At 47.0% G+C, this 26385-nt stretch carries 25 protein-coding genes; 23 read left to right on the top strand and 2 right to left on the bottom strand.

The features are described 5' to 3' along the window. Positions 1–115 precede the first annotated feature (115 nt). The 21 genes from ftsZ (at position 116) to ABUA31_RS02790 (ending at position 20421) form a co-directional block, all read left to right on the top strand. A complete protein-coding gene (ftsZ, locus tag ABUA31_RS02890) occupies positions 116–1405 on the top strand; it encodes a cell division protein FtsZ (RefSeq protein WP_022217215.1) in 1290 nt (429 codons plus the stop codon). Positions 1406–1492: 87 nt separating this feature from the next. After that, on the top strand, positions 1493–3013 hold the full coding sequence (locus ABUA31_RS02885) for an NAD(P)H-hydrate dehydratase (protein ID WP_349818518.1): 1521 nt from the start codon (positions 1493–1495) through the stop codon (positions 3011–3013). After that, the gene (alr, locus tag ABUA31_RS02880) at positions 2997–4169 is read left to right on the top strand and encodes an alanine racemase (protein ID WP_331473864.1); all 1173 of its coding nucleotides are present in this window, start codon (positions 2997–2999) and stop codon (positions 4167–4169) included. The genes ABUA31_RS02885 and alr overlap by 17 nt, the downstream gene beginning before the upstream one ends. 103 nt (positions 4170–4272) lie before the next feature. Then, entirely contained in the window at positions 4273–4617 is a 345-nt protein-coding gene (locus ABUA31_RS02875) for a type II toxin-antitoxin system PemK/MazF family toxin (protein ID WP_055144003.1), read from the top strand. 30 nt (positions 4618–4647) lie between these two features. Next, complete coding sequence (locus ABUA31_RS02870) at positions 4648–5448, top strand: hemolysin family protein (protein ID WP_055144005.1); 801 nt, start codon at positions 4648–4650, stop codon at positions 5446–5448. A 46-nt stretch (positions 5449–5494) separates the two neighbouring features. After that, positions 5495–6244 carry a YebC/PmpR family DNA-binding transcriptional regulator gene (locus ABUA31_RS02865; RefSeq protein ID WP_015533161.1) on the top strand — a complete coding sequence of 250 codons (750 nt, stop codon included), beginning with the start codon at positions 5495–5497 and terminating at the stop codon, positions 6242–6244. Positions 6245–6431: 187 nt separating this feature from the next. Beyond that, on the top strand, positions 6432–8168 hold the full coding sequence (locus ABUA31_RS02860; RefSeq protein WP_349818519.1) for an ABC transporter ATP-binding protein: 1737 nt from the start codon (positions 6432–6434) through the stop codon (positions 8166–8168). After that, positions 8161–9921 carry an ABC transporter ATP-binding protein gene (locus ABUA31_RS02855; protein ID WP_349818520.1) on the top strand — a complete coding sequence of 587 codons (1761 nt, stop codon included), beginning with the start codon at positions 8161–8163 and terminating at the stop codon, positions 9919–9921. Before ABUA31_RS02860 ends, ABUA31_RS02855 begins: the two co-directional genes overlap by 8 nt. A 209-nt stretch (positions 9922–10130) precedes the next feature. Next, the gene (locus ABUA31_RS02850; RefSeq protein ID WP_118016695.1) at positions 10131–11351 is read left to right on the top strand and encodes an aspartate aminotransferase family protein; all 1221 of its coding nucleotides are present in this window, start codon (positions 10131–10133) and stop codon (positions 11349–11351) included. 59 nt (positions 11352–11410) lie between these two features. Continuing rightward, a complete protein-coding gene (gene queF / locus ABUA31_RS02845; RefSeq protein WP_015533158.1) occupies positions 11411–11905 on the top strand; it encodes a preQ(1) synthase in 495 nt (164 codons plus the stop codon). A gap of 41 nt (positions 11906–11946) precedes the next feature. Beyond that, positions 11947–13245 (top strand): bifunctional folylpolyglutamate synthase/dihydrofolate synthase, encoded by a 1299-nt coding sequence (locus ABUA31_RS02840; RefSeq protein ID WP_015533157.1) that lies wholly within the window; start codon positions 11947–11949, stop codon positions 13243–13245. Continuing rightward, positions 13232–13378 carry a hypothetical protein gene (locus tag ABUA31_RS02835; protein ID WP_015533156.1) on the top strand — a complete coding sequence of 49 codons (147 nt, stop codon included), beginning with the start codon at positions 13232–13234 and terminating at the stop codon, positions 13376–13378. The genes ABUA31_RS02840 and ABUA31_RS02835 overlap by 14 nt, the downstream gene beginning before the upstream one ends. 29 nt (positions 13379–13407) lie before the next feature. After that, positions 13408–15018 carry a tetratricopeptide repeat protein gene (locus ABUA31_RS02830; RefSeq protein ID WP_015533155.1) on the top strand — a complete coding sequence of 537 codons (1611 nt, stop codon included), beginning with the start codon at positions 13408–13410 and terminating at the stop codon, positions 15016–15018. 112 nt (positions 15019–15130) lie between these two features. After that, positions 15131–15478: an anti-sigma factor antagonist gene (locus ABUA31_RS02825; protein WP_015533154.1), complete on the top strand. Its 348-nt coding sequence runs from the start codon at positions 15131–15133 to the stop codon at positions 15476–15478. A 17-nt stretch (positions 15479–15495) separates the two neighbouring features. Beyond that, a complete protein-coding gene (gene spoIIAB, locus ABUA31_RS02820) occupies positions 15496–15933 on the top strand; it encodes an anti-sigma F factor (RefSeq protein WP_349818521.1) in 438 nt (145 codons plus the stop codon). Further along, positions 15933–16616 (top strand): sigma-70 family RNA polymerase sigma factor, encoded by a 684-nt coding sequence (locus ABUA31_RS02815; protein ID WP_349818522.1) that lies wholly within the window; start codon positions 15933–15935, stop codon positions 16614–16616. Before spoIIAB ends, ABUA31_RS02815 begins: the two co-directional genes overlap by 1 nt. 57 nt (positions 16617–16673) lie before the next feature. Further along, a complete protein-coding gene (locus tag ABUA31_RS02810; RefSeq protein ID WP_015533150.1) occupies positions 16674–17297 on the top strand; it encodes a stage V sporulation protein AA in 624 nt (207 codons plus the stop codon). Next, positions 17287–17703 carry a stage V sporulation protein AB gene (locus ABUA31_RS02805; protein ID WP_349818523.1) on the top strand — a complete coding sequence of 139 codons (417 nt, stop codon included), beginning with the start codon at positions 17287–17289 and terminating at the stop codon, positions 17701–17703. The genes ABUA31_RS02810 and ABUA31_RS02805 overlap by 11 nt, the downstream gene beginning before the upstream one ends. 40 nt (positions 17704–17743) lie before the next feature. Beyond that, complete coding sequence (locus ABUA31_RS02800) at positions 17744–18193, top strand: SpoVA/SpoVAEb family sporulation membrane protein (protein WP_015533148.1); 450 nt, start codon at positions 17744–17746, stop codon at positions 18191–18193. A gap of 119 nt (positions 18194–18312) precedes the next feature. Further along, on the top strand, positions 18313–18693 hold the full coding sequence (locus ABUA31_RS02795) for a DUF3783 domain-containing protein (protein WP_015533147.1): 381 nt from the start codon (positions 18313–18315) through the stop codon (positions 18691–18693). After that, positions 18694–20421: a VanW family protein gene (locus tag ABUA31_RS02790; RefSeq protein ID WP_238050414.1), complete on the top strand. Its 1728-nt coding sequence runs from the start codon at positions 18694–18696 to the stop codon at positions 20419–20421. It begins immediately after the preceding gene. Positions 20422–20446: 25 nt separating this feature from the next. Here the strand turns inward: ABUA31_RS02790 and ABUA31_RS02785 are convergent, their stop codons facing one another. Then, positions 20447–21802 (bottom strand): chloride channel protein, encoded by a 1356-nt coding sequence (locus ABUA31_RS02785; protein ID WP_331473861.1) that lies wholly within the window; start codon positions 21800–21802, stop codon positions 20447–20449. A 165-nt stretch (positions 21803–21967) separates the two neighbouring features. Between ABUA31_RS02785 and spoVAD the strand changes: the two genes are divergently transcribed. Both spoVAD and spoVAE read left to right on the top strand, forming a co-directional pair. Beyond that, on the top strand, positions 21968–22993 hold the full coding sequence (gene spoVAD / locus ABUA31_RS02780) for a stage V sporulation protein AD (RefSeq protein ID WP_015533144.1): 1026 nt from the start codon (positions 21968–21970) through the stop codon (positions 22991–22993). 6 nt (positions 22994–22999) lie between these two features. Further along, positions 23000–23356, top strand: coding sequence for a stage V sporulation protein AE (spoVAE, locus tag ABUA31_RS02775; RefSeq protein ID WP_055144019.1), 357 nt, complete (start codon positions 23000–23002; stop codon positions 23354–23356). Between the two features lie 64 nt (positions 23357–23420). On the opposite strand, the gene ABUA31_RS02770 is transcribed toward spoVAE, so the two are convergent. Next, complete coding sequence (locus ABUA31_RS02770) at positions 23421–26144, bottom strand: transglycosylase domain-containing protein (RefSeq protein ID WP_349818524.1); 2724 nt, start codon at positions 26142–26144, stop codon at positions 23421–23423. Positions 26145–26385: the final 241 nt, after the last annotated feature.

Here is a 26385-nt window from a genome sequence, read left to right as displayed (position 1 = left end):
GCGTAATGATATAAAAAATCGTATTATATAGGTACTAATGCGATAAAACGGTCAGCTTTTGAGCAGATGACAATGATTGATGGATAAAGAATAAGTATATAAGGAGGATGCAACCGTGCTTGAGATAAAATCAAATGACGAGAGAACACCGGCAAGGATTCTTGTAATTGGTGTCGGCGGTGCAGGTAACAATGCTGTTAACAGAATGATCGATGAGAATGTTGAGGGAGTGGAACTTATCGCTATCAATACAGATAAGCAGGCTCTTTCACTCAGCAGAGCTACAACAAAGATCCAGATAGGTGAGAAACTTACCAAGGGTCTTGGTGCTGGTGCAAAGCCTGAGATCGGTGCCAGCGCTGTAGAGGAGAATAGAGAAGAGATCGTAGACATCATCAAGGACGCCAACATGGTATTCGTAACATGTGGTATGGGTGGTGGAACAGGAACAGGCGCTGCTCCTGTCGTTGCAGAGATGGCACGTAACCTTGGTATCCTCACAGTCGGAGTTGTCACAAAGCCATTTGGTTTTGAGGGCAAGCCTCGTATGAGAAACGCGATCGAAGGTATAGAGAGACTTAAGGAGAATGTGGATACACTTATTGTTATCCCTAATGACAAGCTCCTTCAGATCTGTGATAAGAGAACAAGTATTCCTGATGCGCTGAAGAAGGCAGATCAGGTACTTCAGCAGGGTGTTCAGGGTGTTACAGACCTTATCAATAAGCCGGGTCTTATCAACCTTGACTTTGCAGATATACAGACAGTTATGAGAGATAAGGGTATCGCTCATATCGGTATAGGTTCAGCAAGCGGAGAGAACAAGGCTGTTGACGCCATCAAGGAGGCTATGGATTCACCACTTCTTGAGACAACCGTTTCAGGTGCAACAGATATCATCGTAAACTTCTCAGGTAACATTGGTATCGTTGAGGCTTATGATGCTGTTACATATCTTACAGAGCAGGCTGGAGATGGAGTCAACATCATCTTCGGTACAGTTGACAATGACAACATGGGTGAGGATATAAGCATAACGATCATTGCTACAGGTCTTGAGAGATCAGGCGAGAGCGATGTCACCGCAAGATATGCAGGTACTGCATCTCCTATGGGAACAATGACCACACCTAAGCCAGCAGTTACAACAACACCTGCTGCAGAGCCAAAGACTGCTACATATGCAGGCCAGAGCCTTGGAACACACAGCACTCAGACAAGCACAAGACCATCGTTCCTCGGCGGTCAGACAACTGAGACTGCTCCAGCAGCAAAGCCAGCATACACAGCACCTGTGACACCAGCACAGCAGACACCTGTAACATCAACACCAGTTGAGCCGGCACATGTGTCAAGACCAAAGACAGAGAGTATCAAGATTCCTGATTTCCTCAAGAAGAGATAAGGAAGAGATCGGAAGATTTTATAGGTAAGTATAAAACGGGTAATTTCGAGAGAAATTATCCGTTTTCTTCAATAAGGAGGCAGAAATATGTTTTATGTTGCAGACCGAACAGAGATGCAGGAGATAGACAGGCTGACCATAGAGGAAAAGGGCGTGCCAGGGATCCTGCTTATGGAGAGAGCTGCGATCACCGTGCTGGAGGAGATAAATTCCAGACTGAAGTCTATAAACGCGGACAGAAAATTAAAGTGCCTTGTGGTTGTTGAAGGCGGCAATAACGGCGGGGACGGACTGGCTCTTGCGAGACTCCTGTACCAGCAGGGAGATATTGTCCATGTCTGTTATATAAATGGAATATCGAGAGTAAGCGACAGCTTTTCATATCAGCTTGAAATAGCGAAAAAAATCGGCATACAGGTGACGGATCACATCATTGACAGTGATTACGATGTGGTTGTGGACGGAATATTTGGCGTCGGACTCAAGCGTGATGTGGCGGGAATATGGAGAGAGACTATAGAGACGATGAACGGACTTGTCGGCTTTAAGGTTGCCATAGATACCCCGTCAGGTGTGGATGCCAGCACGGGGCAGATCATGGGATGTGCATTCAGGGCGGGCATGACGGTCACATTTGGACTGAATAAAAGAGGGCTGATATTTTATCCTGGCTGCGAGATAAGCGGAGAGGTCGTTGTGAGAGACATAGGATTTGCACAGGCTGAAGTGGACAGAGTACACCCGGTGGCATATTCCTACAACAGAGACGATCTGTGCATGCTTCCGGGACGGAGTGATTCATCAAATAAGGGAACATATGGAAAGCTTGCGGTGATAGCTGGAAGCAGAGACATGTCAGGTGCCATGACATTTGCGGCGGAGGCTGCATACAGGATGGGAACAGGGCTTGTGAAGATATACACACATATCGACAACAAGGAGATAGCAGGAGTAAGAATTCCTGAGGCAGTGCTTATGTGCTATAGCAACAAAGATGAAGCGGAGCAGTGTGCAAGGGATGCCGTGGAGTGGTCGGATGCCATACTGATCGGTCCTGGTATAGGAAAAGGCGATGCGGCAAGGAGCATGGTAGAATATATTATGTGCGAGGCCGTGCAGACCGTGATCGCGGATGCGGATGCCTTGAACATAATATCCGAAAAGCCCGATATTCTTGGAAGACACAGAGGACCGGTGATCGTAACGCCACATATAGGAGAGATGTCAAGACTTACAGGCGCCGCCATACCGGATATAAAAAAGAATATATTAGAGGTGTGCAAAGACTTTTCGATGGAGTATAATGTTGTAAGTGCGCTGAAAGATGCCAGAACATGCGTAAGTGACGGCAGGGATGTGTACATAAACACATCCGGTAATAACGGTATGTCAACTGCGGGGGCAGGGGATGTGCTTGCCGGGATAATAGCTGGGCTTGTCTGCACCGGACTTGGTGCGTATGAGGCTGCGAAGCTGGGAGTATATATACATGGGTTGGCAGGAGATATGGCGGCAGAGCACAGAGGAAGAAATGCAATGATAGCCAGGGATATAGTGAGCGCTATATCGGAGGTTATAAAAGGAGCAGAACATGATGGACAACAGTAACTTTAACAGAGTGCAGGCTGTGATAAATCTTGACAATATAAGGGATAATATCACGGCTATGAAGAGGCTTATAGACGGTGATAAGAAGATGCTGGCGGTCATAAAGGCAGACGCCTATGGACACGGCGCTGTCGAGGTGGCAGAGGCACTTGATGATCTGGTGGATTTTTTTGCAGTGGCATTCATCGATGAGGCTTTGGAGCTCAGAAGAGCAAATATAGATAAGCCCATATTGATACTGGGCTACACAGATCCCTCGGATTACGAACTGCTTCTCAGATATGATGTTAGACCTGCCATGTATGAGGTGGACGATGCACAGAAGCTCTCGGATCTGGCGGTGAGCATGAATACAAAGGCAAAGATCCATATCAAGGTCGATACAGGCATGGGAAGAATCGGATTCACATGTGATGAAGATGGCGTGAAGAACATAGAAAAGATCAGTCAGATGCCGGGCATAGAGATAGAGGGGATATTTACCCATTACGCAAAGGCTGATGAACTCGACAAGACCGCTGCAAATGGTCAGCTTGAGAAGTTCAGGTGGATAAACAGCCAGCTTGAGGCACTTGGAATACACATACCTGTAAGGCATATATCTAACAGTGCGGGTATCATGGAGATGGACAATTCGGATTTTGATATGGTCAGATCGGGAATAGTCACATACGGACTTTATCCGTCAGATGAGGTAGATAAGAATATAGCGGCTTTGAAACCTGCTATGAGACTTATGTCCAAGGTTATATTTGTGAAGGACGTAAAAGCCGGAACAGGTATAGGATATGGATGGTCCTATATAGCGGATCATGATATAAAGGTTGCGACGGTGTCGGCAGGATATGCCGATGGATACCCAAGAGCACAGTCCAATATAGGCAGAGTTATCATCCATGGAGAGTATGCTCCGATCATCGGAAGGGTGTGCATGGATCAGTTCATGGTTGACGTGAGCCACATTGATGGTGTAAAAGTAAGAGATGACGTAACTCTCATCGGACAGGATGGAGACAGAGAGGTAACTGTCGAGGAGGTGGCAGCGCCTGCCAACAGCTTTAATTACGAGCTGGTATGTAACATATCAAGACGAGTTCCGAGAACATACATAAGGGACGGCAGAGAGCTTGGACAGGTAAACTATCTTCTGGATTAACGAATAACCGGTACTGTCATGGGCAATACTTTTTTTAGAGTGGAATACATACTATATAAGTATATAGCCACATTCAATGAAAGTATTTGTGGGGTGAACAGAATTGGTGATCAGACGTGGGGATATTTATTACGCGGATCTAAGACCGGTGGTTGGATCGGAGCAGGGAGGCATACGACCTGTTATAGTAGTTCAGAATGAGGCTGGGAACAGACACAGTTCCACGGTCATAATAGCTGCGATAACCAGCAAGATGAAGAGGCCAAAACTTCCAACACATATCATGCTTGATTCTTCAAGCTGTGATATAGCGAAGGATTCCGTCATATTGTTGGAACAGCTCAGGACTATAGACAAACAGCGCCTGAAAGAAAAGGTGTGTCACGTTGACGCTGATGTGCTGAGGCGCGTTGATGAAGCTCTGAAGATAAGTCTTGAACTGGCATAAAATAATATATGAGGTGATACAGACTATTATATGAAGATTTTTAACAAAAAATCAGAAGAGGAAAAGGTAGAAGAAGAGATCATATCCATGGTGAACGAGGGAAATGAGCAGGGACTTATAGAGGACTCTGAGGCCCAGTTTATTACAAACATATTTGAGTTCACTGACAAGGAGAGCAGAGATGTGATGACGGCCAGATTGAACGTCATGGCTATAGACAAGAACTCTGATCTGGACGAAGTCATGGAGATAATGATAGAGAATAACTATTCAAGATATCCGGTGTATGACGGTGATCTTGACAACATAGTTGGAATAATCTATTTCAAGGATTTTGTGAAGGAATATCTGCGCGATAAGACGAAATCACTGGCTGAGATCATGGTTGAGGCTACATTTGTACATCCTACGTACAACATAGCAAAATTGTTCCGCAGGATGCAGACAGCAAAGATACATATGGTCATAGTTGTGGATGAGTATGGTCAGACAGAGGGAATCGTGACCATGGAGGATATTCTGGAAGAGATAGTCGGCAACATACTTGACGAGTACGATGACGCCAGCGAGGATATCAAGAAGCGTGGCGATATGTACATAGTCAGTGGTAAGGCTGAACTGGATGAGCTGAGTGACGTTCTGGGGATAGAATTCCCGGACGAGGACTTCCAGACGCTGAACGGATTTCTGCTGTATGAGCTGGGGAGACTTCCATATGCGGATGAGGAGATAGAGATAGTGTATCAGAACTACAGATTCACTTCCCTGTCGGTAAATAACAACATGATCGGTGAGGTAAAGATCACAAAGGTTGAAAAAACACCGCAATAGTGTTAATATACGTAACTAGTAATCAAGAGAAAGAGGAGAATTAACGATGTCAGGACATTCAAAATTTGCGAACATCAAGCACAAGAAGGAAAAGAACGATGCAGCAAAGGGTAAGATCTTCACAATCATTGGTAAGGAGATCGTGGTAGCAGTAAAGGAAGGCGGAGCAAATCCTGAGAACAACAGTAAGCTTCGTGATGTAATCGCCAAGGCAAAGGCAAACAACATGCCTAACGATACTATCAAGCGTGGTATCGAGAGAGCGGCAGGAGATGCAAACTCAGTAAACTATGTAGTGAATACATATGAAGGCTACGGTCCTAACGGTACCGCCATCATAGTAGACACTCTTACGGACAATAAGAACAGAACAGCAGCCAATGTGCGTAACTGCTTCACAAAGGGTGGCGGTAACGTAGGTACAACAGGCTGTGTATCATATATGTTTGATCACAAGGGACAGATCATCATTGCAAAGGAAGACTGTGATATAGATGCAGACGACCTCATGATGATGGCACTGGATGCAGGAGCTGAGGATTTCTCAGACGAGGATGACAGCTACGAGATCATCACAGCACCTGAGGATTTCTCGCAGGTAAGAGAGAGCCTTGAGAAGGAAGGCATAAAGATGGCTGAGGCTGAGCTCACAATGATACCTCAGAACTATGTTGATATAGACGATCCTGAGGTTGTCAAGAAGTTCACAAGGATTATAGATATGCTTGAGGAGGACGATGACGTTCAGGCAGTATATCACAATGCAAATCTTCCGGAAGAGGACGATGAGGACTGATATATAATTGCAAGGGATATGATAACATTGGTAACAGACAATTACTCAGATAATCAGCGCCATTGCAGCATAACTTGAAATAGAACTTCCGCACCTTATATATGGTGTGGAAGTTCTATTTGAGTAATGACGACATGGATGGTATCTGTGTCTGTTATATACGGAATGAGTATTGTTAGGAGAAGAGATGAAGGGAATACTTAGATATCTTAAGGACTATAAGAAAGAGTCCATACTTGCCCCGCTTTTTAAGATGTTGGAGGCAACATTTGAATTGCTTATCCCGATCGTCATGGCAAATGTAATCGATGTCGGTATAGCAGGGCGTGACATAAGCTACGTTGTGAAGATGTGTCTCGTCATGATACTTTTGGGAATTATCGGTCTGGTGTGTTCTATCACCGCCCAGTATTTTTCGGCAAAGGCTGCTACAGGATTTGGAACAGCACTTCGAAATGATCTGTTCAGGCATATTACATCACTTTCATACACAGAGATCGACAGCATAGGAACATCCACACTGCTCACGAGAATGACCAGTGACACGAACCAGGTACAGACAGGAGTCAACATGGTGCTCAGACTGTTTCTCCGTTCACCGTTCATAGTGTTCGGTGCCATGATCATGTCATTCACCATCGACGTGAAGTCGGCCATGACATTTGTGGTGACCATACCGGCACTTTCAATTGTTGTGTTCGGTGTTATGGCACTCAGCATACCTCTGTTCAAGAAGGTGCAGAACAGACTGGACAGAGTCACACTGCTCACCCGTGAGGGACTTGAGGGCGCGAGAGTTATCAGAGCCTTCAACAGACAGGACAAGGAATTTGAGGAGTTTGACAAGTCCACGGATGACCTGATGAAGTTCCAGCTCCTTGCAGGACGTATATCAGCGTTCATGAATCCTGTCACTTATGTGATAATCAATCTCTCAACCGCAGCTATAATCTGGATCGCAGCGGGACAGACAGATGCGGGAATCATCACACAGGGAAAGGTCGTCGCACTTGTCAACTATATGTCACAGATACTCGTCGAGCTCATCAAGCTCGCAAACCTTATCGTGACGATCACCAAGGCTGTTGCCTGCGCAAGGAGAATAAATGCGGTCATGGATCAGCAGCCATCCATAACGGATGGATCAGGCAATGTAGCAGGATCACCGGCAAATGCTGTAAAGGTAAGCTTCAGGGATGCAAATCTCAGATATGCTGGGGCCGGAGCAGATTCCCTGTCAGATATAACATTTGACGTGGCACCGGGCGAGACTGTGGGAATTATAGGTGGAACTGGATCAGGCAAGAGTTCCCTGGTTAACATGATACCGAGATTCTATGATGCGAGTCAGGGAAGCGTGTGCATAGACGGAGTTGACGTAAAGGACTACACCCTGGACGAGCTCAGGCATAAGGTCGGAGTGGTACCGCAGAAGGCTGTATTGTTTGCCGGAACAATAGCAGACAATATCAGGTGGGGTAAGCAGGATGCGACTGAAGCAGAGATAGACGAGGCGCTTGAGATAGCCCAGGCCAAGGAGTTTGTAGACGGCAAGGAGAATGGAATATACTTCAAGATCACCCAGGGGGGCAAGAACCTGTCGGGTGGACAGAAGCAGAGGCTTACCATAGCCAGAGCGGTCGTCAGAAAGCCTGAGATACTGATACTGGATGACAGCGCATCGGCGCTAGATTTTGCAACTGATGCGGCTCTCAGAAAAGCGATCAGGGAGAAGACAAAGGGCATGACTGTATTCCTTGTGTCACAGAGAGCGTCGACCATCATGAATTCGGATAAGATCATCGTCATGGATGATGGTCAGATAGCTGGGATAGGAACCCATCGGCAGCTGCTTTCTAACTGTGAGATATACAGGGAGATATGTCAGTCACAGCTTTCGGAGGAGGAACTGTCTCATGAGTAAAGATAAAGGGAATAAATCAGTAAATAAAAAGACGATACTCAGAATACTGAAGTATATCAAGAGATACAGGTTCCTCGTGGTTCTGTCTCTTATATGTGCAGCCATATCGGTCGTGCTCACACTGTATGCACCTATCATTATGGGACATGCAGTTGACAGGGTCGTTGGACCGGGAAAAGTAGATTTTACAGGACTTAAAGGAATGTTGGCAAAGCTTGTGATTGTGGTCGTTATAACGGCTGTTGCACAGTGGGTTATGAACGTGCTCAACAACATGATCACATACAGGGTGGTTAATGATGTAAGAACAAAGGCATATGAGAAGCTTGGCAGCCTGCCGCTCTCATATGTGGATTCACATACACATGGAGACATAGTCAGCAGGATCATAGCTGACGTAGACCAGTTCTCAGACGGACTTCTGATGGGATTTACACAGTTATTCACAGGAGTTATGACTATAGTAGGAACACTGTGCTTCATGCTGTCGATCAACTGGATCATAGCCATTGTGGTCGTATGTATCACTCCGGTATCACTCTTTGTTGCGTCATTCATAGCAAAGAGAACATACAGTATGTTCAGGAAGCAGGCTGAGATCAAGGGTGAGCTCACATCCCTTGTAAATGAGATGGTTGAGAACCAGAAGGTAGTCACAGCATTCTCCATGGAGGATGAGACCTGCGACAGATTCCAGGAGGTCAATGGAAGACTTAATGTGGCAGGACTTCAGGCTACATTCTTCTCATCGATAACAAATCCTAGTACAAGATTTGTCAACAGCCTTGTGTACACAGGCGTTGGAATCATAGGTGCCATAACAGCTATAAAGGGCTTTATATCAGTTGGACAGCTTACAAGTTTCCTGAGCTATGCAAATCAGTATACAAAGCCGTTCAATGAGATATCAGGCGTTGTCACAGAGCTTCAGAACGCGCTGGCATCCGCTGCCAGAGTGTTTGAGCTTATAGACGAGGACCCAGAGGCTGCAGAGCCTGCTGGCGCACACGAGCTCACAGACGTTCACGGTGAGGTGGACCTTAAGAATGTTGACTTCTCATACAACAAAGATGTGGAGCTCATCAAGAACCTCAACCTGAATGTGAAGGATGGACAGAGGATAGCCATAGTAGGACCTACAGGCTGTGGTAAGAGTACAGTAATCAACCTGCTCATGAGATTCTACGATGTGGATGCGGGAAGCATATCCGTGGATGGATATGACATAAGAGAGGTCACAAGAAAGAGCCTCCGCGGCAATTACGGAATGGTACTTCAGGAGACCTGGCTTAAGAGTGGCACGATAAGGGACAATATAGCATACGGAAGACCGGACGCAACGGATGAGGAGATCATCGAGGCTGCAAAGCAGTCACATGCACACAGCTTTATCAAGAGACTTCCTGATGGCTATAACACATATATAACAGAGGATGGAGGCAATCTGTCACAGGGACAGAAGCAGCTCCTATGTATCACAAGGGTTATGCTTGATCTTCCACCTATGCTCATACTGGATGAGGCAACATCATCCATAGATACAAGAACTGAGATAAGGATACAGAGGGCATTTGCCAAGATGATGAAGGGCAGAACAAGCTTCGTGGTTGCACACAGACTGTCAACCATCAAGGAGTCAGATGTCATCCTCGTCATGAAGGACGGACACATCATCGAACAGGGAAATCACGAGTCACTGCTTGCAAAGGGCGGCTTCTACACAAATCTGTACAATTCCCAGTTTGCAAGATAATACAGAGAAATGCATAAATATAAAAGGGCTGTGCTTTGAGGTATACCTCATGGTACAGTCCTTTTTAACGGTGGTTAAAGCATTTATCTGTTATATTTCACGAACGCTTGCCAGTGGCGGGCTTTGTGTATATAATGTATGCGGAATGCCTGTTATAATATGGGCGGATATTTGCAGATATACCGGAGAGTATACAAAAGGAGAGAAAGATGAAGGTTAGTGAATCAGGTTATACAAGAGAAGAACTTTTAGAGATAGTAGATACATATCTGGCAGAGCAGTCCAGAAGATGGGAATTCATAGAGGAGAAGGGCGATGGCATGTATGTGTACGCTGAGAACGGCGACAGATACCTCGACTTCTTCGCAGGAATAGCGGTAAGCAGCGCGGGAAATGCCAACAAGAAGGTTGCAAAGGCCATAGCTGACCAGGCGGCAAATGTAATACATGCATCAAACTATGCATATACACTTCCAATGATCCTCCTTGCAAAGAAGGTGTGCGACACCATAGGCATGGAGAAGATCGTGTTCCAGAACTCAGGAACAGAGGCAAATGAAGCCATGATCAAGATGGCTAGAAAGTACGGCGTGGACAATTACGGACCGGACAGATATAAGATCGTGACAGCGAAGAACAGCTTCCACGGAAGAACATACGGTGCACTGTCGGCAACAGGCCAGCCTGATTCGGCCTGCCACAAGGGATTTGCACCACTCCTTCCGGGATTCACATATGCAGAGTATAACAACCTTGAGGACTTCAAGAGCAAATGCGATGAGAACACCATAGGAATCATGGTAGAGCCTGTACAGGGCGAGGGTGGTGTATACCCTGCAGACCCTGAGTTCCTTAAAGGACTTCGTGAGTTCTGTGATGAGAAGAACATGCTCCTCATGTTCGACGAGGTTCAGACCGGATGGGGAAGAACCGGAGACATCATGGCATATATGACATATGGCGTAAAGCCTGACATGGTATCCATGGCAAAGGCCATCGGGGGCGGTATGCCTATAGGCGCGATGTGTACAAGCACCAAGATAGCAGCAGCATTTACACCTGGTGCCCACGGTTCAACATACGCAGCCAACCCTGTGTGTTGTGCAGCGGCGCTTGCAGAGATAGATGAGATACTGGATAACAAGCTCTACGAGAATGCAAAGGAAGTAGGAGCATACTTCATGGAGGAACTCAAGGCACTTCCTTGTGTCAAGGAGATCAGAGGACGTGGTCTTCTTATAGGCGTTGAGTTCAACAAGCCTATCGCATTTGAAGTAAAGCACAGAGCGCTTGAGAACAAGCTCCTCATAACAGCGGTAAGAGACAGCATCATAAGGATTGCACCTCCACTTATCGTTAAGAAGGAGCACTGTGACGAGGCTGTTAAGCTGCTCATCAAGTCTGTGACAGAAGCACTGCAGGAGCAGTAATACAGCGTGATCATATAGCAGAATAAGCATGAATCATAAAAGTAATATAGGAGACCATAATGGGAAGAAGTAAAGAAGAGATGGAGGGTGTGACCCTCCTTGGAAATAAAGACGTAAAGTACAGCATGGACTATGCACCTGAGATGCTCCAGACATTTGACAACAAGCATCCGGACAACGACTACTTTGTAAAGTTCAACTGTCCTGAGTTCACAAGCCTCTGTCCGATCACCGGACAGCCTGACTTCGCAACGGTGTACATATCATATGTGCCGGGCGAGAAGATGGTGGAGAGCAAGTCGCTGAAACTGTATCTGTTCAGCTTCAGAAATCACGGAGATTTCCATGAGGACTGTATGAACATCATCATGAAGGACCTCATAAAACTGATGGATCCAAAGTACATCGAGGTGTGGGGCAAGTTCACACCGAGGGGAGGAATCTCCATAGACCCGTACTGCAATTACGGCAGACCGGGAACAAAGTGGGAGGAGGTTGCCTGGAACCGTCTGGCAAACCACGACCTCTACCCTGAGAAAGTTGACAATAGATGATTGGGTCTGAGCAGCACGCACGGACGGATAGGAGAATCATAATGGCGGATTACAGAGAGACTGTGGATTATATATTGGGTATTCCGCTTTTTGCACAGAAGATTGGCAAGGAGAACCTTTCCAGTCTTTTGTGCCGTTTGGGGAACCCTGAGAAGGCTGTTCCTGCGATACATGTGGCGGGAACCAACGGCAAGGGCAGCACATGCCGCGCTCTGGCGCAGATGCTTGCAGCCCGGGGATACAGAGTGGGATTGTTCATATCACCCCATCTCGTGTCCATAAACGAGAGAATACAGATAAATGGTACAAATATATCCGATGACGATTTTGTGTCGGCATTTGAGACCGTAAAGGGGCAGTTCATGGAGCACCCTTCGTTCTTCGAGGTCATGTTTGCCATGGCGGCGGTGTATTTCAGACAGCAGAAGTGTGACTTTGCCGTATACGAGACAGGAATGGGCGGAAGACTGGATGCGACAAATGTCCTGACGCCGGAGCTTACGATCATCACGTCGGTGGGAATGGATCACATGGAGTATCTTGGCGACACGATAGAGAAGATAGCTTATGAGAAGGCAGGCATCATCAAGCCGGGTGTTCCGGTGATATATTTCAGGCGGGATGAGGCGGCTGCGCGGGTCATAGAAGATACTGCCAAAGAGCGTGGAGCGGACATAATTCCGGTCGAAAAATCAGATTATATAATAAATCATTTGGGGAACAAAACCATTGATTTTTCATTGCATAATCGGTATTATAGTTATTGCAATTTACAGATACAGAAGACATCACTGTACCAGGTGGAGAATGTCAGCCTTGCCGTGACAGCATTCAGGATGCTCATGGAGAGGCGGAATGTACCGGAACAGGATATAGAGAAGACCGTGAGGAATGCACTCCTGCAGTTCTACTGGGAGGGCAGGATGGAGGAGATAGCTCCCCATATATATGTGGATGGTGCCCACAATGTGGAGGCTGTAAATGCATATATAGAGACCATGAACAGGCTTCATGGGGAATATGACAAGATACTGGTATTTGCGGCGGTGAAGGATAAGGAGTATGACTCCATGATACATTTGCTTGCCGGAAATATTACGTTTGGCAGGATAATAGTCACAAGCGTTGACAGCAGCAGAAAGGCGGATTCCGCAAAGCTGGCGGAGATATTCTCGGCGTGTACGGATACTCCGGTCATGGTCAGCGATGAGATTGACGATGCCATGGATATGGCAGTGGAGCTCAGAGGAGACAGAGAGAATACCAACATATACTGCGTTGGTTCCCTGTATCTGGTGGGCGGTGTCAAGAGATGGAGGAACAGACATGATCAATTTTGATGAAGAGATAAAGAGGTTTAAGCCGGCACTTGAACTTGACCAGGCAGAGGATGCAATATACAACAATGATCTCAAGGACATCATGGATGTCATGCAGGAGATGATGAGGGTTGCAAAGGAAGCAGAGAAGTAAAGAACACAGATTGGTCGGGAGATTAAGATATGGCAGATGTACTGAATTGTAAGCACTGCGGTGGAGCGATAGCCGTCACAGGCTACTGTACCAGGTGCGGACTGAAGATAGATTACGTGAACAAGGCTCTCAACTCGTCAAAGTACTATTACAACATAGGGCTTGATAAGGCGAGGGTCAGGGATATGTCAGGTGCGGAGGAGGCGCTCAAGCTGTCTCTGAAGTATGACAAGATGAATATAGATGCCCGGAACCTTCTTGGACTGGTGTACTATGAGACCGGAGAGATAGTTCAGGCGCTCAGCCACTGGGTAGTGAGTGTGAATTATTTTGACGGCAAGAATGTCGCCAAGAGATACATCAAGGAGATAAAATCCAACCCACACAGGCTGGAGGCGGTGAACAATGTAACCAGAAAGTATAATCAGGCGCTGGTATATGCGAAGCAGGGCAGCAAGGATCTTGCCTTTATACAGCTCAGAAAGGTGCTTTCCGACAACAGCAGATTTATACAGGGATACCTGCTCCTTGCACTTCTGTTCATCGACGAGGGAAGATATGACAAGGCTCGCAAGGCACTCAAGCGTGTCATCAAGATAGACAGGACAAATCCAGTGGCGGTCAGATATTTCAATGAGATGGGCCACACTGATGAGGAAATCATGAACTTCAGGGATTATCCGCAGGAGGACTACGATGTGGATTCTCTGTTCGTGGATGACCAGAAGAAGCTCATAGCCGGCAACAGCGAGGTGGATTTTGATGGGGATCCGATTCCGGTTGGAAGATACAAGGACATCAATTTCTACAAATATTCCATCGCTTATATCATAGCGGGAGTTGTTCTGGGACTTGCGGCCATGTGGACGCTCATCATCCCGCACAGGGATAAGGCGGCTGACAATTCAGAGAGAGACCTGAAGGTTACATTCAGTCAGGAGATAGCGGATAAGAACGTGGCCATATCGGAGCTCCAGTCACAGGTGGACAGCATGACCACCAAGCTCACAAATGCTGAGACTGAGGCGAAAAACCTTCAGACACAGATAGATAAGTATGGCGATTACGCTTCACAGGTTCTGTCGGATGACAATAAGGCAAGGGTACAGTCAGCGATCTATAAGTACGAGACCATGACATATGAGGCTGCCATAGATGATCTGAACAGAGTCCTTCAGGATACACCTAACAGCGATGTGGCACTGTTCTACAAGGCGATGTGTTATCTGAAGCTTTCTGATGATAACAATGCCACACTGGTATTTAACCAGCTTGTTGAGAACTGTCCGAACTCCGTATACTACACGGTTGCGTGTGATTATGCGGATGAAGATGCCATACAGGCGGGACTTGAAAAGAAGAATTCTGCAAGTACAGCCAGCACGAACACGGGCGACGGAACAGATACAACCGACAGATCAAGCACAGGTGACGAAACAGGTACGACCGACAGCACGGACACAGGTGACGGAACAGATACAACCGACAGCTCGTATACAGGTGATGGAACGGATACGACCGACAACACGTATACGGATGATGGAACAGGCACCATCGACAATACGTATACAGGTGACGGAACAGACACGACCGACAGTTCGTATACAGGCGATGGAACAGATACAACTGACGGACAGTAACGAAAGACAGAAAGACATATAAAAAGATTATAATTTATAGAAGGCACAAAAGAGACGGATAAGGATTAACCGTTTCTTTTGTGCCTTTTATTTTGTGACAGGGGGATTGAAGATGAATATCTACGAGAAAATGGGGGATACTATAATCGTATATATGCCCAGAGAGGTGGATGATTATGCGGCGGTGAAGATGACCGCAGGGATAGACGGAGTATTTGCCGAGGAGGTGGTGAGACATGCCATATTTGATTTTGGCAGGACAACGTTCATGGACAGCTCGGGGATAGGACTTATAACGAGAAGGTACAGACAGCTCCACGACAGAGGGGGAAGCGTTGGGGTGATAAATGTAAATGCGAGAATGGACAGGATACTGCTCATGTCCGGTATATACAGGATCGCGACAAGGCTGGACAGCGGTGTCCGGGATGAGGCTGAGGATTGGACAGATAAAATATAGATAACGAGGAGAATGGTATGGATAAGAACAGATTGATCATGGAATTTGGCTGTGATGCCCGGAATGAGGCTGTGGCGAGAGTCGTGGTGGCGGCTATGCTGACGAGGACAAATCCGACACTCAGTGAGGTGGAGGATGTCAAGACGGCGGTTTCGGAGGCTGTCACGAATTCGATAATACACGGATATGGATCCGGGGAGGGAAGCATAATCCTGGAGGCATACATAGAGGAGCGCACCCTGTACATAACGATCACAGATCACGGCTGCGGCATAGAGAATGTCGACAGAGCCATGGAGCCGCTTTACACCACTGTCACGGACGGAAGCAGATCGGGCATGGGATTTTCATTTATGGAGGCTTTCATGGATGAGCTCAGGGTCGAATCCAGCGTGGGTGAGGGAACCGTGGTAAATATGAAGAAGATAATAGGAAAAAGTCAGGAGATATATTGATGGCGGATAATCATCGTTTGCTTGAACTTGCAAAAGATGGAGACAGAGATGCCAGAGATAAACTTGTGACGGACAATATGGGACTGGTGGTCAGCGTTGCCAGAAGATATGTGGGGAGAGGACAGGAACTTGAGGATCTTATACAGATAGGGCTTATAGGCCTTGTAAAGGCCATAGACAGGTTTGATATGGACTATGAGGTAAAACTGTCAACGTATGCGGTTCCGCTCATTCAAGGGGAGATTAGACGCTTTCTCAGGGATGACGGAATGGTGAAGGTCAGTAGAAATCTTAAAACGATATACTACAGGGCAGACAGATACAGACATGAGGTCGAAAAAAACAGAGGGACTGAGCCGGGAATAGAGGAGATATGTGAGGCTATAGGAGCGACACCTGAAGAGCTTGTGATGGCGATGGACGCGGCATCGGATGTGACATGCATAGATGATCTTCACGCAGAGATGTGCGGCACGGAAGATGGAGACCGCATCGTGGACAGGCTGTGTGTATCGCAGCTCCTGGACACGCTCACGCCGGACGAGAGAAAACTTGTGGTGCTGAGGTATTTTCAGGACAAGACGCAGGGACAGACAGGGCAGATCCTTGGCATGAGCCAGGTGCAGGTGAGCCGGCTTGAGAAAAAGATACTCGGAAGACTCAGATGGAAAATATTGGAGTAATATCAGCCATATACATGGACAGACTATTCTTAGAATATAAGAACAGGGGACATGTATATGGCTGAACTTTTGTATTTGAAACTGTCGGAGAGCTGTCTGGCGGAGAAGCGAAAAGTCAAAATAAAAGATGTGGCGACGGTGCTGAGCCCGAATCCCGATATAAAATACGGCGTGGAGAAGCTGGAGCTCATGAGCTTTTCCGGAAGCAAGGAGCAGCAGGTCATATCGGTGATGTACATTCTGCAGGTGATACAGGAGCACTACCCGGACTGCCAGACACAGACCATAGGGGCAACGGACGTGGTTGTGTATTACAGGACATATGACACCAGCGACAAAGTAAAGCAGTTCTTCAAATTCCTGATGATATGCTTCATCGCATTTTTCGGAGCAGGCTTTTCCATCATGTCGTACAACTCGGATGTCAATATGGTTGGACAGCTTGACGTCATGCACAACATATTTGTGGGGCAGGGCAGGGATGCCTATCCTGTGGCGGGAATAGCATATTCCCTGGGGCTCTTCATCGGTATAATCGTATTTTTCAATCACGGTGCAAAGAAAAAATTCTCTGATGATCCTACACCGCTTCAGGTTCAGATGAGACAGTATGAACAGGAGGTCAACCAGACAGTCATAACGGATGCCTCCAGAAAGAAGGCGGAGAGAGATGCTGATTAGATACGCTATGCTTGCCATAGCCTGCTTTGCCAGCGGTGTGGCCATATCGGGCGGGTATTTTGCATTTATATCCATGATAGGAATATTCCCCAAGCTCCTTGAGAAGGTAAAGGGGGCAAGGTATTATCTGCTCATAGAGTGTCTGCTGGCATATGGTGCGGCGCTGGCAAATCTGATATATGTATTCAAAATATCGGTTCCGGTGACATGGGTGGGATATACCATTATATGTCTGTTCGGAGGGATATTTGTGGGATGCCTGGCGGGGGCACTTACGGAGGTGCTGAATGTCATTCCGATCGCAGCCAGAAGATTCAGTGTGAGAAGGAATTTCCCTTATGTCATATACGGCCTTGCTGCGGGAAAACTGGTAGGCTCGGTGCTGAGTGTAGTTCTGGGCATGTGATAAAGTCAAAATTATTTTGTGTGAAATGGAGGTATTTGTTATGAAGTTTGAACCTACAGAGAGCGATTACAATGAATATGTGGAGCTTGTGACACCCACATCAAGCGTTCCGAGAAACTGCCTGTGGGCGTTTCTTGTGGGAGGCGTGATCTGCACGATAGGGCAGGGGATATTTGACCTGCTGGTACACTTCGATGTGAAGGAAGACGAGGCGTATGCGTATGTATCGCTGATACTCGTCCTCGTAAGTGTCATCCTCACAAGTCTGAATCTCTACAAGAAGATAGCAAAGTACGGCGGTGCCGGAGCACTTGTGCCGATCACAGGATTTGCAAATGGTGTGTGTGCGCCCATAGTGGAATTCCAGACTGAGGGTGAGGTGTTCGGAAAGGGCGTGAAAGCGTTCACCATAGCGGGGCCTGTTATACTGTACGGTATATTTACAAGCTGGCTGCTCGGTGTTATATATTGGATAGTCTCAATATGGTGAAATGGGGTTTATTAAATTAAAAATCAACATATTTTCCCCACATCGGTTGACAATATTTGAAAAAATAACATAATGGGTATAGATTTGGACAAAAGAAGAAAGACAGGAGAAATGCTGATATGAAGAGGCTTATGACAGTCAATCTGGCACCTGAGCAGAAGAGTGCAGTACAGGATATATGCAGTGACATAGGTGCGGAGTGCGTTGACATTCAGAGAAAGCATTACGGTATGAAGGTCGGAAGTCTGTGCGACACGGCTGACATATCTGGCTGTGGAGATGAGACCGGACAGACGGAAGATCTCAGTATGGATATGCTCATATTTGACGGAGTGAGCAGCAAAGAACTTGATATATTTCTTGAAAGGTATAAGAAGACCGGGCTTCCGGCAGTAAGGCTGAAGTCGGTAGTGACACGGAGCAACAGGGAGTGGACTGTACAGCAGCTCTACTCGGAGCTTGCAAAGGAATATCTATTCTACAGGATGAGGGGAATGTAGATGGCAGACGAAAGAAGAAACGGACATACAACTGAAAAGAGACTTGTGCAGAACAGGCAGAGAGCTTCAGGACGTTCAGGACGGCGTGCATCTGAGCAGTGGAGGAAGAGACAGCAGCGATACAGAGTGATAAGCTGGATACTCACGGCGGTGTTCATGGTGATATTTTATGCGCTAATATGTGCGTGTGTGGGCAACAGAAAGCTGTACAAAAAGACCACCATAAACGGATTAGACGTTGGCGGAATGAAATCTGCGGAGGCGGCAAAGAGCATAAATGACCAGTTCAGACGCGATTACAGCAGTGTGGGCATACAGGTGAAGCTGGATGACAAGACTTACACCCTGGATGTGTCGGCGGCGCTGGATATGGATTCTGAGAAGTCTGTGCAGAAGATACAGGATGACTCACACAGCTTCTGGAGAAGAGGCTATGGGCTTCTGGAATCATGGACACTTGGAAGCAGCTATGATATTTATCCATATATAGGCGACAGCGGCATCATAACGACCGCCATCGAGAGCAGTGATATGATGAAGGTCGATCTGGATATAGAGGATGGATACAGGATAGAGGACAAGAACCTCATTGTGACAAAGGGAAAGGGCAGCTACAGGATAGACACAGACAAGCTGGTAACCCGCATAAAGAAGCAGATAGCAAAAGGAGACTATGGCACTGTGGTGGAATGTCCTGTCGTGTCTGCTGACGTGGATCTGGACGAGGTATACAAAAAGGTACATTGTGAGCCGCAGAATCCAACGCTTGACCCTGACAAGAACTACGAGGTAGTTGAGGCCAAGGACGGTGTGGACTTTGATCTGGAGGCGGCAAAGAAGAGCCTTGAATCTGCCAAGAAGGGAACGGATGTGAGCATCCCGCTCACATACACCCCGGCGGATATGAGTACGGAAGAATACAGGAAGCTGCTGTTCAGAGACGAGATGAGTTCATACAGCACAGAGGTTGAGGGTTCAGAGAACAGAAAGACAAATGTCAAGCTGGCGGCGCAGTATTGCGATGGAACCATACTCATGCCGGGAGAGTCATTTTCATATAACCTCGGAGTCGGAGAGCTCACCGAGGAGAGAGGCTTCCTTCCGGGCCCATCATATGCTGACGGACAGTCAGTCATGGACATGGGCGGTGGAATATGTCAGGTGTCATCCACCATGTACATGGCGTGCCTGTATGCGAATCTCGAGATAGATGAGAGACATTGTCATCCATACCCTTCATCGTATGTTCCTGCGGGACTTGACGCCACTGTGGCGTGGGGCGGATGTGACTTTGTATTTACAAATGACACGGATTACCCGATAAAGATAAGCACAAGCTACGATGGATATTCCACATCATGTACGATATGGGGCACCATCACGGAGCCGTTCAGCGTGGAGCTCTACACGGAGACCGTTGAGACAGAGCCATATGAGACCAAGTATGAGCTGGACAAGAGTCTTGGCAAGGATGAGCAGGTGCTTGACACAGTGGGAATAGAGGGCCTTACAGTGCAGTCCTACAGAAGAGTGTATGACGGCGATGGAAATGTCATATCGGACAATCCTGAGGCGATAAGCGTGTACTCTAAGCGTGACGAGGTGTACAAGGTAGGAAAGCTTCCAAAGGACAAGGATAAAGACAAAGATAAAGACAAAGATAAGGATCAGAACAAAGATAAGAGTGACAGCTCAGACACAGATAAGAAGACGACTGAGTCTGAGTAAGATACTCAGGAAGAGTAGCTGCCGGCTACTCCTCAATGTCGTCTGAGTCGTCCTCCCTGATCCTTATAAGGCCTTCCAGGAATCCCGGTTCCTTGGTCTTTATCTCCTGGTTGGTGTAGAGATTGACATAGTGAGGGCGGAGCTTGGAGTAGATGATCTTCTGCTCGTTGTACAGGCTGTAATAGCCGGACAGCATGTAGCTGACGGCACATCCTATGGTGAACAGAAGTATTCCGTGCGCTCCGAACAGCTCTATGCTCAGGAACAGAGATGTAAGAGGACAGTTTACCACGCCACAGAAGAAGCACACCATTCCGAGGGCAGCGGCAAAGCCCGGGTCGAGTCCCATGAGTCCACCCATGGCGCATCCAAATGTGGCACCGACGAAGAACGATGGAACGATCTCACCGCCTCGGAATCCACAGCCTATTGTTATGGCGGTGAACAGCGCCTTGAGAAGGAAAGCCGTTGGTTTTGCCTCTCCGTTGAGCGCCTGGGCGATGATGTTCATACCGGTTCCGTTGTAGTCGGTGGTGTTGAGTATTATGTTGAGCAGGACGAGCATCACGCCTCCTGCAAATACGCGCACATACTGGTTCTTGAAATATTTGCGGAAAAGCTTGTGCACAACGTTCATGAATATACAGAACAGACTGCTGAGCACTGCGCACAGGATAGCCAGACCGATGACCTTGATCACCAAAGGCACATCCATGGATGTCGGCATGCCGGCTATATTGTAGTGGTCGTGTACAACGTGAAGCTTTTTCGTTATTGCGTATGCGATGACTGACGAGAACAGACAAGGCACAAATGCGCAGTAGTAGAGGATGCCGATACTTATGACCTCCATACTGAAAAGTGCAGCCGTTATTGGCGTTCCAAACAGTGCCGAAAAGACAGCGCTCATACCGCACAGTGTGAGTATGTGCTTGTCGCTGTCATCCAGCTTGAACAGCTTGCCTATAGAGACACCGATGCTTCCACCTATCTGAAGGGCGGCACCCTCCCGGCCGGATGAACCTCCAAAGAGGTGTGTAATGACCGTCGATATGAAGATCAGCGGAGCCATACGGGAAGGAATCTCGTCCTCCACACTTCTTATGGAACCGATGACAAGATTGGTTCCCTTGGAATGTCTTATTCCACAGATCCTGTATATAAATACGATCACGATTCCCGCAAGCGGCAGAAAATATATTATCATATGATTGTTCTCACGGAAGCCGGTGGCGTACTCTACGCATATATGAAAAGCTGTTCCGACAAGCCCGCATATCGTTCCCATTATCAGTGAAAAAACTATCCATTTGAAAAAAGTCGTAGCATATCTGACACATCTGCTAAAACAGTTTACCCAGTATTCCTTTGTAAATTCCACGGCGATTCTCCATTCCTTTTTCTTTGTAAAGCAACTTTAGTAATGTTAAAGCAAATAAATGAATTTGTCCAGTGCTGAGATTAACAAAAACTACCATTATAATCTGCAGTGCATAAGGGAATTATAGTAACAGTTACATTTATCCATATAAGGGAGTTGCATGATATGAATGAGAAAAAAGGAAAACAGAGCATAAAATTTGGCAATCCCCCATATATACTGGGGGCAGCAGCGGTGGCGGGGCCGAAGGAGATAGACGGCCCCATGGCGAGATATTTTGACAGAGTGAGCGAGGATGCAACATTTGGCAAAGATTCCTGGGAGGAAGGCGAGAGTGAGATGGTGCGTCAGGCGGTGACCCTTGCCATACAGAAGGCGGGAATAGTCAAGCAGGATATAAGGTATATATTTGCCGGGGATCTGCTGGGACAGCTCATAGCGTCGACATTTGGAATCAAGGATATGGAGATACCGGTGTTCGGTCTGTATGGTGCGTGCTCGACGTGCGGGGAGGCACTGTCGCTTGCGTCCATGACTGTGGCGGCGGGGTATGCGGACAACGTCATTGCGGAGGCGTCAAGCCACTATGGAAGTGCGGAGAAGCAGTTCCGTTTTCCCTTGGAATATGGAAATCAGCGTCCCCTGTCAGCTACCTGGACGGTCACGGGAAGTGGTGCCTTTGTGGTGTCAGACAGAGAGTCAGATGTGTGTATCCAGGGCGTAACCACAGGGCAGATAGTGGACTATGGTGTGAAGGATTCCCTCAACATGGGAGCGTGCATGGCACCAGCGGCGGCTGCCGTTATATATCAGAATCTTCAGGACTTTGGAATAAAGCCCACATACTACGACAGGATAATAACCGGTGATCTCGGTAAGGTCGGCAAGACGATACTTGAGGATCTTCTGAGCATGAACAATGTGGATATATCGGCAAATCATATGGACTGCGGTATAGAGATATTTGAAAACGAGGAACAGGATACCCACTCTGGCGGATCGGGCTGTGGCTGCTCGGCGACCGTCCTCGCCGGATATATATTGAAGAAGGTGAGCTCCGGGGAGTGGAAGAGAGTTTTGTTTGTTCCGACGGGAGCCCTGCTTTCCACGGTGAGCTATAACGAGGGGCAGACCATACCGGGGATCGCCCATGCGGTCATGATAGAGCATCACGAAAAGAAAGGTGAGTAGATGTAAATGGATTATGTAAAAGCGTTTGTGGTTGGCGGAATAATATGTGTTCTTGCCCAGATATTGATGGACAAGACCAAGCTTCTTCCGGGAAGGATAATGGTCATACTCGTCTGTACGGGAGTTGTGCTTGGAGCGCTTGGAATATACAAGCCGCTTCTGGAATTTGCACAGTGCGGGGCATCGGTGCCGCTCACGGGATTTGGATATAATCTGTGGAAGGGCATAACTGAGGCGGTTGATAAGGATGGATTTATCGGACTGTTCCGCGGAGGCTTTCAGATGGCGGCGGTTGGAAGCTCGGCCGCACTGATATTTGGATATATTGCATCGTTGATATTCAAGCCGAAGATGACAAAATAGAATAGAAGACAGGCATGATATAAAAAGCCCCATCATACATTGAATTGTATGATGGGGCTTTCCGTCATTGAGTTGTATCGGTTGAATCATCCGAGCTTGGTTCCTCGGTTGTGGTTATCTCTGTTGAAGAGGTAGGTTCCTCTGACGTAGGTTCCTCGGTTGTAGGTTCCTCAGTCGTTGTAGGCTCCTCCGTTGTTGTATCATCCGTTGTATCCTCCGATGTATCCTCGGTTGTCGTTGTTGCCTTGGTAGTTTTCTTTGTATCCTTCTTCTTGCCGTGGATGTTACAGTGCTCCTTGAGGAGTGATTCATCCCATGTGTAACCCTCAAGAACATATTCACCATCATCATTCAGCTTGTAGATGAAGGTTGTAGTCTCAGGACATTCCTTGTTGGCAAGCATGTGTGATTCGTTACATACGACAACCTTCTTGACACCTGGACAGTACTTTGTAGGAATCTTGGATGCGTCAAAGTAATCTGTTACGGTAGGACATCCATTCGATGGAAGAAGTCCTGTATCCGAACATACAGTGGCCTGTACGATTCCGTCCGGCATCTCAAATGTAGCCGATGTATCAAGTCCCTTCTTCTCAATGACCTGATCCATGATATCTCTCCACATATAGCACTTGATAGAACCAGGGCTGTATGTGATGTTCTCATCATTTCCAAGCCATATAGAAGCTGTGTAGTATGGGTTATAACCACAGAACCAGTTATCAAAGTCTCCTGATGTGGTACCTGTCTTACCTGCTGTATACATACCTGTGTAAGAGTTGGCACCTGAACCGGTACCTCCTGTTACAACGTCGTGCATGGCACTTGTGAGAAGCCATGCTGTCTGCTCTGATATGACACGTGTCTTCTCAGGCTCCCTGTTGTCTATCAGAATATTGCCTTCATGGTCGTAAACCTCTGAGTAGAACACAGGCTTTATATAATTACCACCGTTGGCGATGGTTGCATATGCAGCTGTGATCTCTAGGTTGGTAATACCATTTGTCAGACCACCAAGTGCAAGTGACTGGTTGATATCTGACAGGATGAGACCATCGCTGTCTGTCTTTCTCTCAACAAGAGTTGTAAATCCAAGCTTCAGCAGATAGTCATATGCGAGCTGTGGAGTTACGTCTGTGATACACTTTACAGCTATGATATTCATAGACTCCATGATAGCATATCTTATAGTTTTAGGTCCCCAGTATCCGCCGTACCAGTTAAATACCTGATTACCATTCTCATAGTAGTAAGGTGCATCATCGTATACGGTGGCAAGAGACATGTTGCACGCGTCCAGTGCAGGAAGGTATGTGGCAACTATCTTGAAGCAAGAACCAGGCTGTCTGGTCGCCTCAGTTGCACGGTTGAATGATCTGTTCTCAGTTTTCTCTCCACGGCCTCCGACAAGTGCCTTGACCTGACCGGTGTTCTGGTCCATGAGAGTGAATGATACCTGTGGCTGTATGACAAGCTTGAATGTCTCCATGAAGACTTCGTCGCCGGTCTCGGCAACCATGGCATCCCTGAACTCGTCAGCCGCTGCACGGGCATCATCCTCGCTGTAATATCTTGCGCTGTAGTCGTAGCCCTCCTGCTCTGTGAACCAGCTCTCAAGATTCTCCACGCTGTAGTTCGTCTGAACCTTTGTCTCCTTATCCGCAAGGGTGAGAGCGTAGTTGAGCTGATATACAGGCTCAGGCCAGTAGGATGTATCATTTACAACTGAGTCAGCGATCTCCTGGATCTCAGGATCCTGACAAACGATGACCTTGAGTCCGCCTGACCAGATCAGTGACTCTGCCTCGTCCTCTGAGTAGCCCTTGGCAACCAGATCATTCTGAAGCTGCTTGATGACCTCGTCAGTGTAGTAGGAGTTGACCTCTGTCTTCTGCTGCTTTTCTTCCTTCTTAGATACGGAAGCGATACGCTTGTAAACGTTATCGTTTATAGCCTCGTCATACTGCGCCTGTGTTATATACTCAAGATCCAGCATGTATTTAAGAACCTGGGTCCTTCTGGTCTTGTTGTCGTCAGGCGACAGGAGAGGATCGTATTTGGTAGGGTTCTGCGGAATTGCTGCGAGCACGGCACACTCAGATACCGATAACTGGCTGAGCCCCTTGCCGAAGTAAGTCTTGGCAGCGGTCTCAACACCGTAGCAGCCTTCTCCGAGATATATGGTGTTCAGATAATACTCGACTATCGACTTCTTGTCGATCTTCTTCTCCATATCCACAGCCAGGTACTGCTCCTGAACCTTACGCTCAAGCTTATCCAGGAAAGTTGACTCATTCAGTCCGACGTTGAACACGTTGTTCTTGATAAGCTGCTGTGTAAGAGTGGAAGCACCCTCATCGAAGTCTCCGCTTTTGAGACCCTTTATAAATGCTCTGGCGATACCCTGTACATCGATTCCGTTGTGCTCCCAGAAACGTCTGTCCTCTATAGCGACAAATGCATTCACAAGATCCTCAGGAATAGAGTCGTAATACACATACTCTCGGTTGGAGTTGGAATTGGCAAGTGTCGTGATCTCCTTTCCATTCTGGTATACAAGAGTTGTCTTGTATCCCTTAGGTATGAGAGCGTCAGCGTTGATGTTCGGCGTATCATCCAGAATACCCTTGAGGGCTCCAAATCCGGCTCCGACACCGACTATCACAATGGCGAGCACCAGCACCAGTATAATCTTAAACACAGAAATGTTAAGCTTACGCCGGTTTCTTGGAAGCTTGGATACCAGCTCCTTCTGAGCCTTCACCGCTCCCTTCTTAGTAAAATCCATAAAAAGACCTCCTTAAAACCTGGGGGATAGATCCCCGCTATTTAATTGTAAAAGTAAATTCTAAATAAGGGCAGACTACTGCCGTTAATATACACTTCAAATTAGTATATCAAATAACAGTATAATAATAAAGAAAAAAATATTGCAACAAAACAAAAATTAATAAACGTGAACGAAAAAATCAGAAAGAGTAAATTGACAACGGTATGATTCAAAAGCATAATAAATATAAAAAAGTGCA

It is taken from the genome of Coprococcus sp. RTP31081st1_H1_RTP31081_211007 (assembly GCF_040227275.1).
GTDB classification, from domain to species: Bacteria; Bacillota; Clostridia; order Lachnospirales; family Lachnospiraceae; genus Coprococcus; species Coprococcus aceti.
This window is presented reverse-complemented; position numbering and strand designations above follow the sequence as displayed.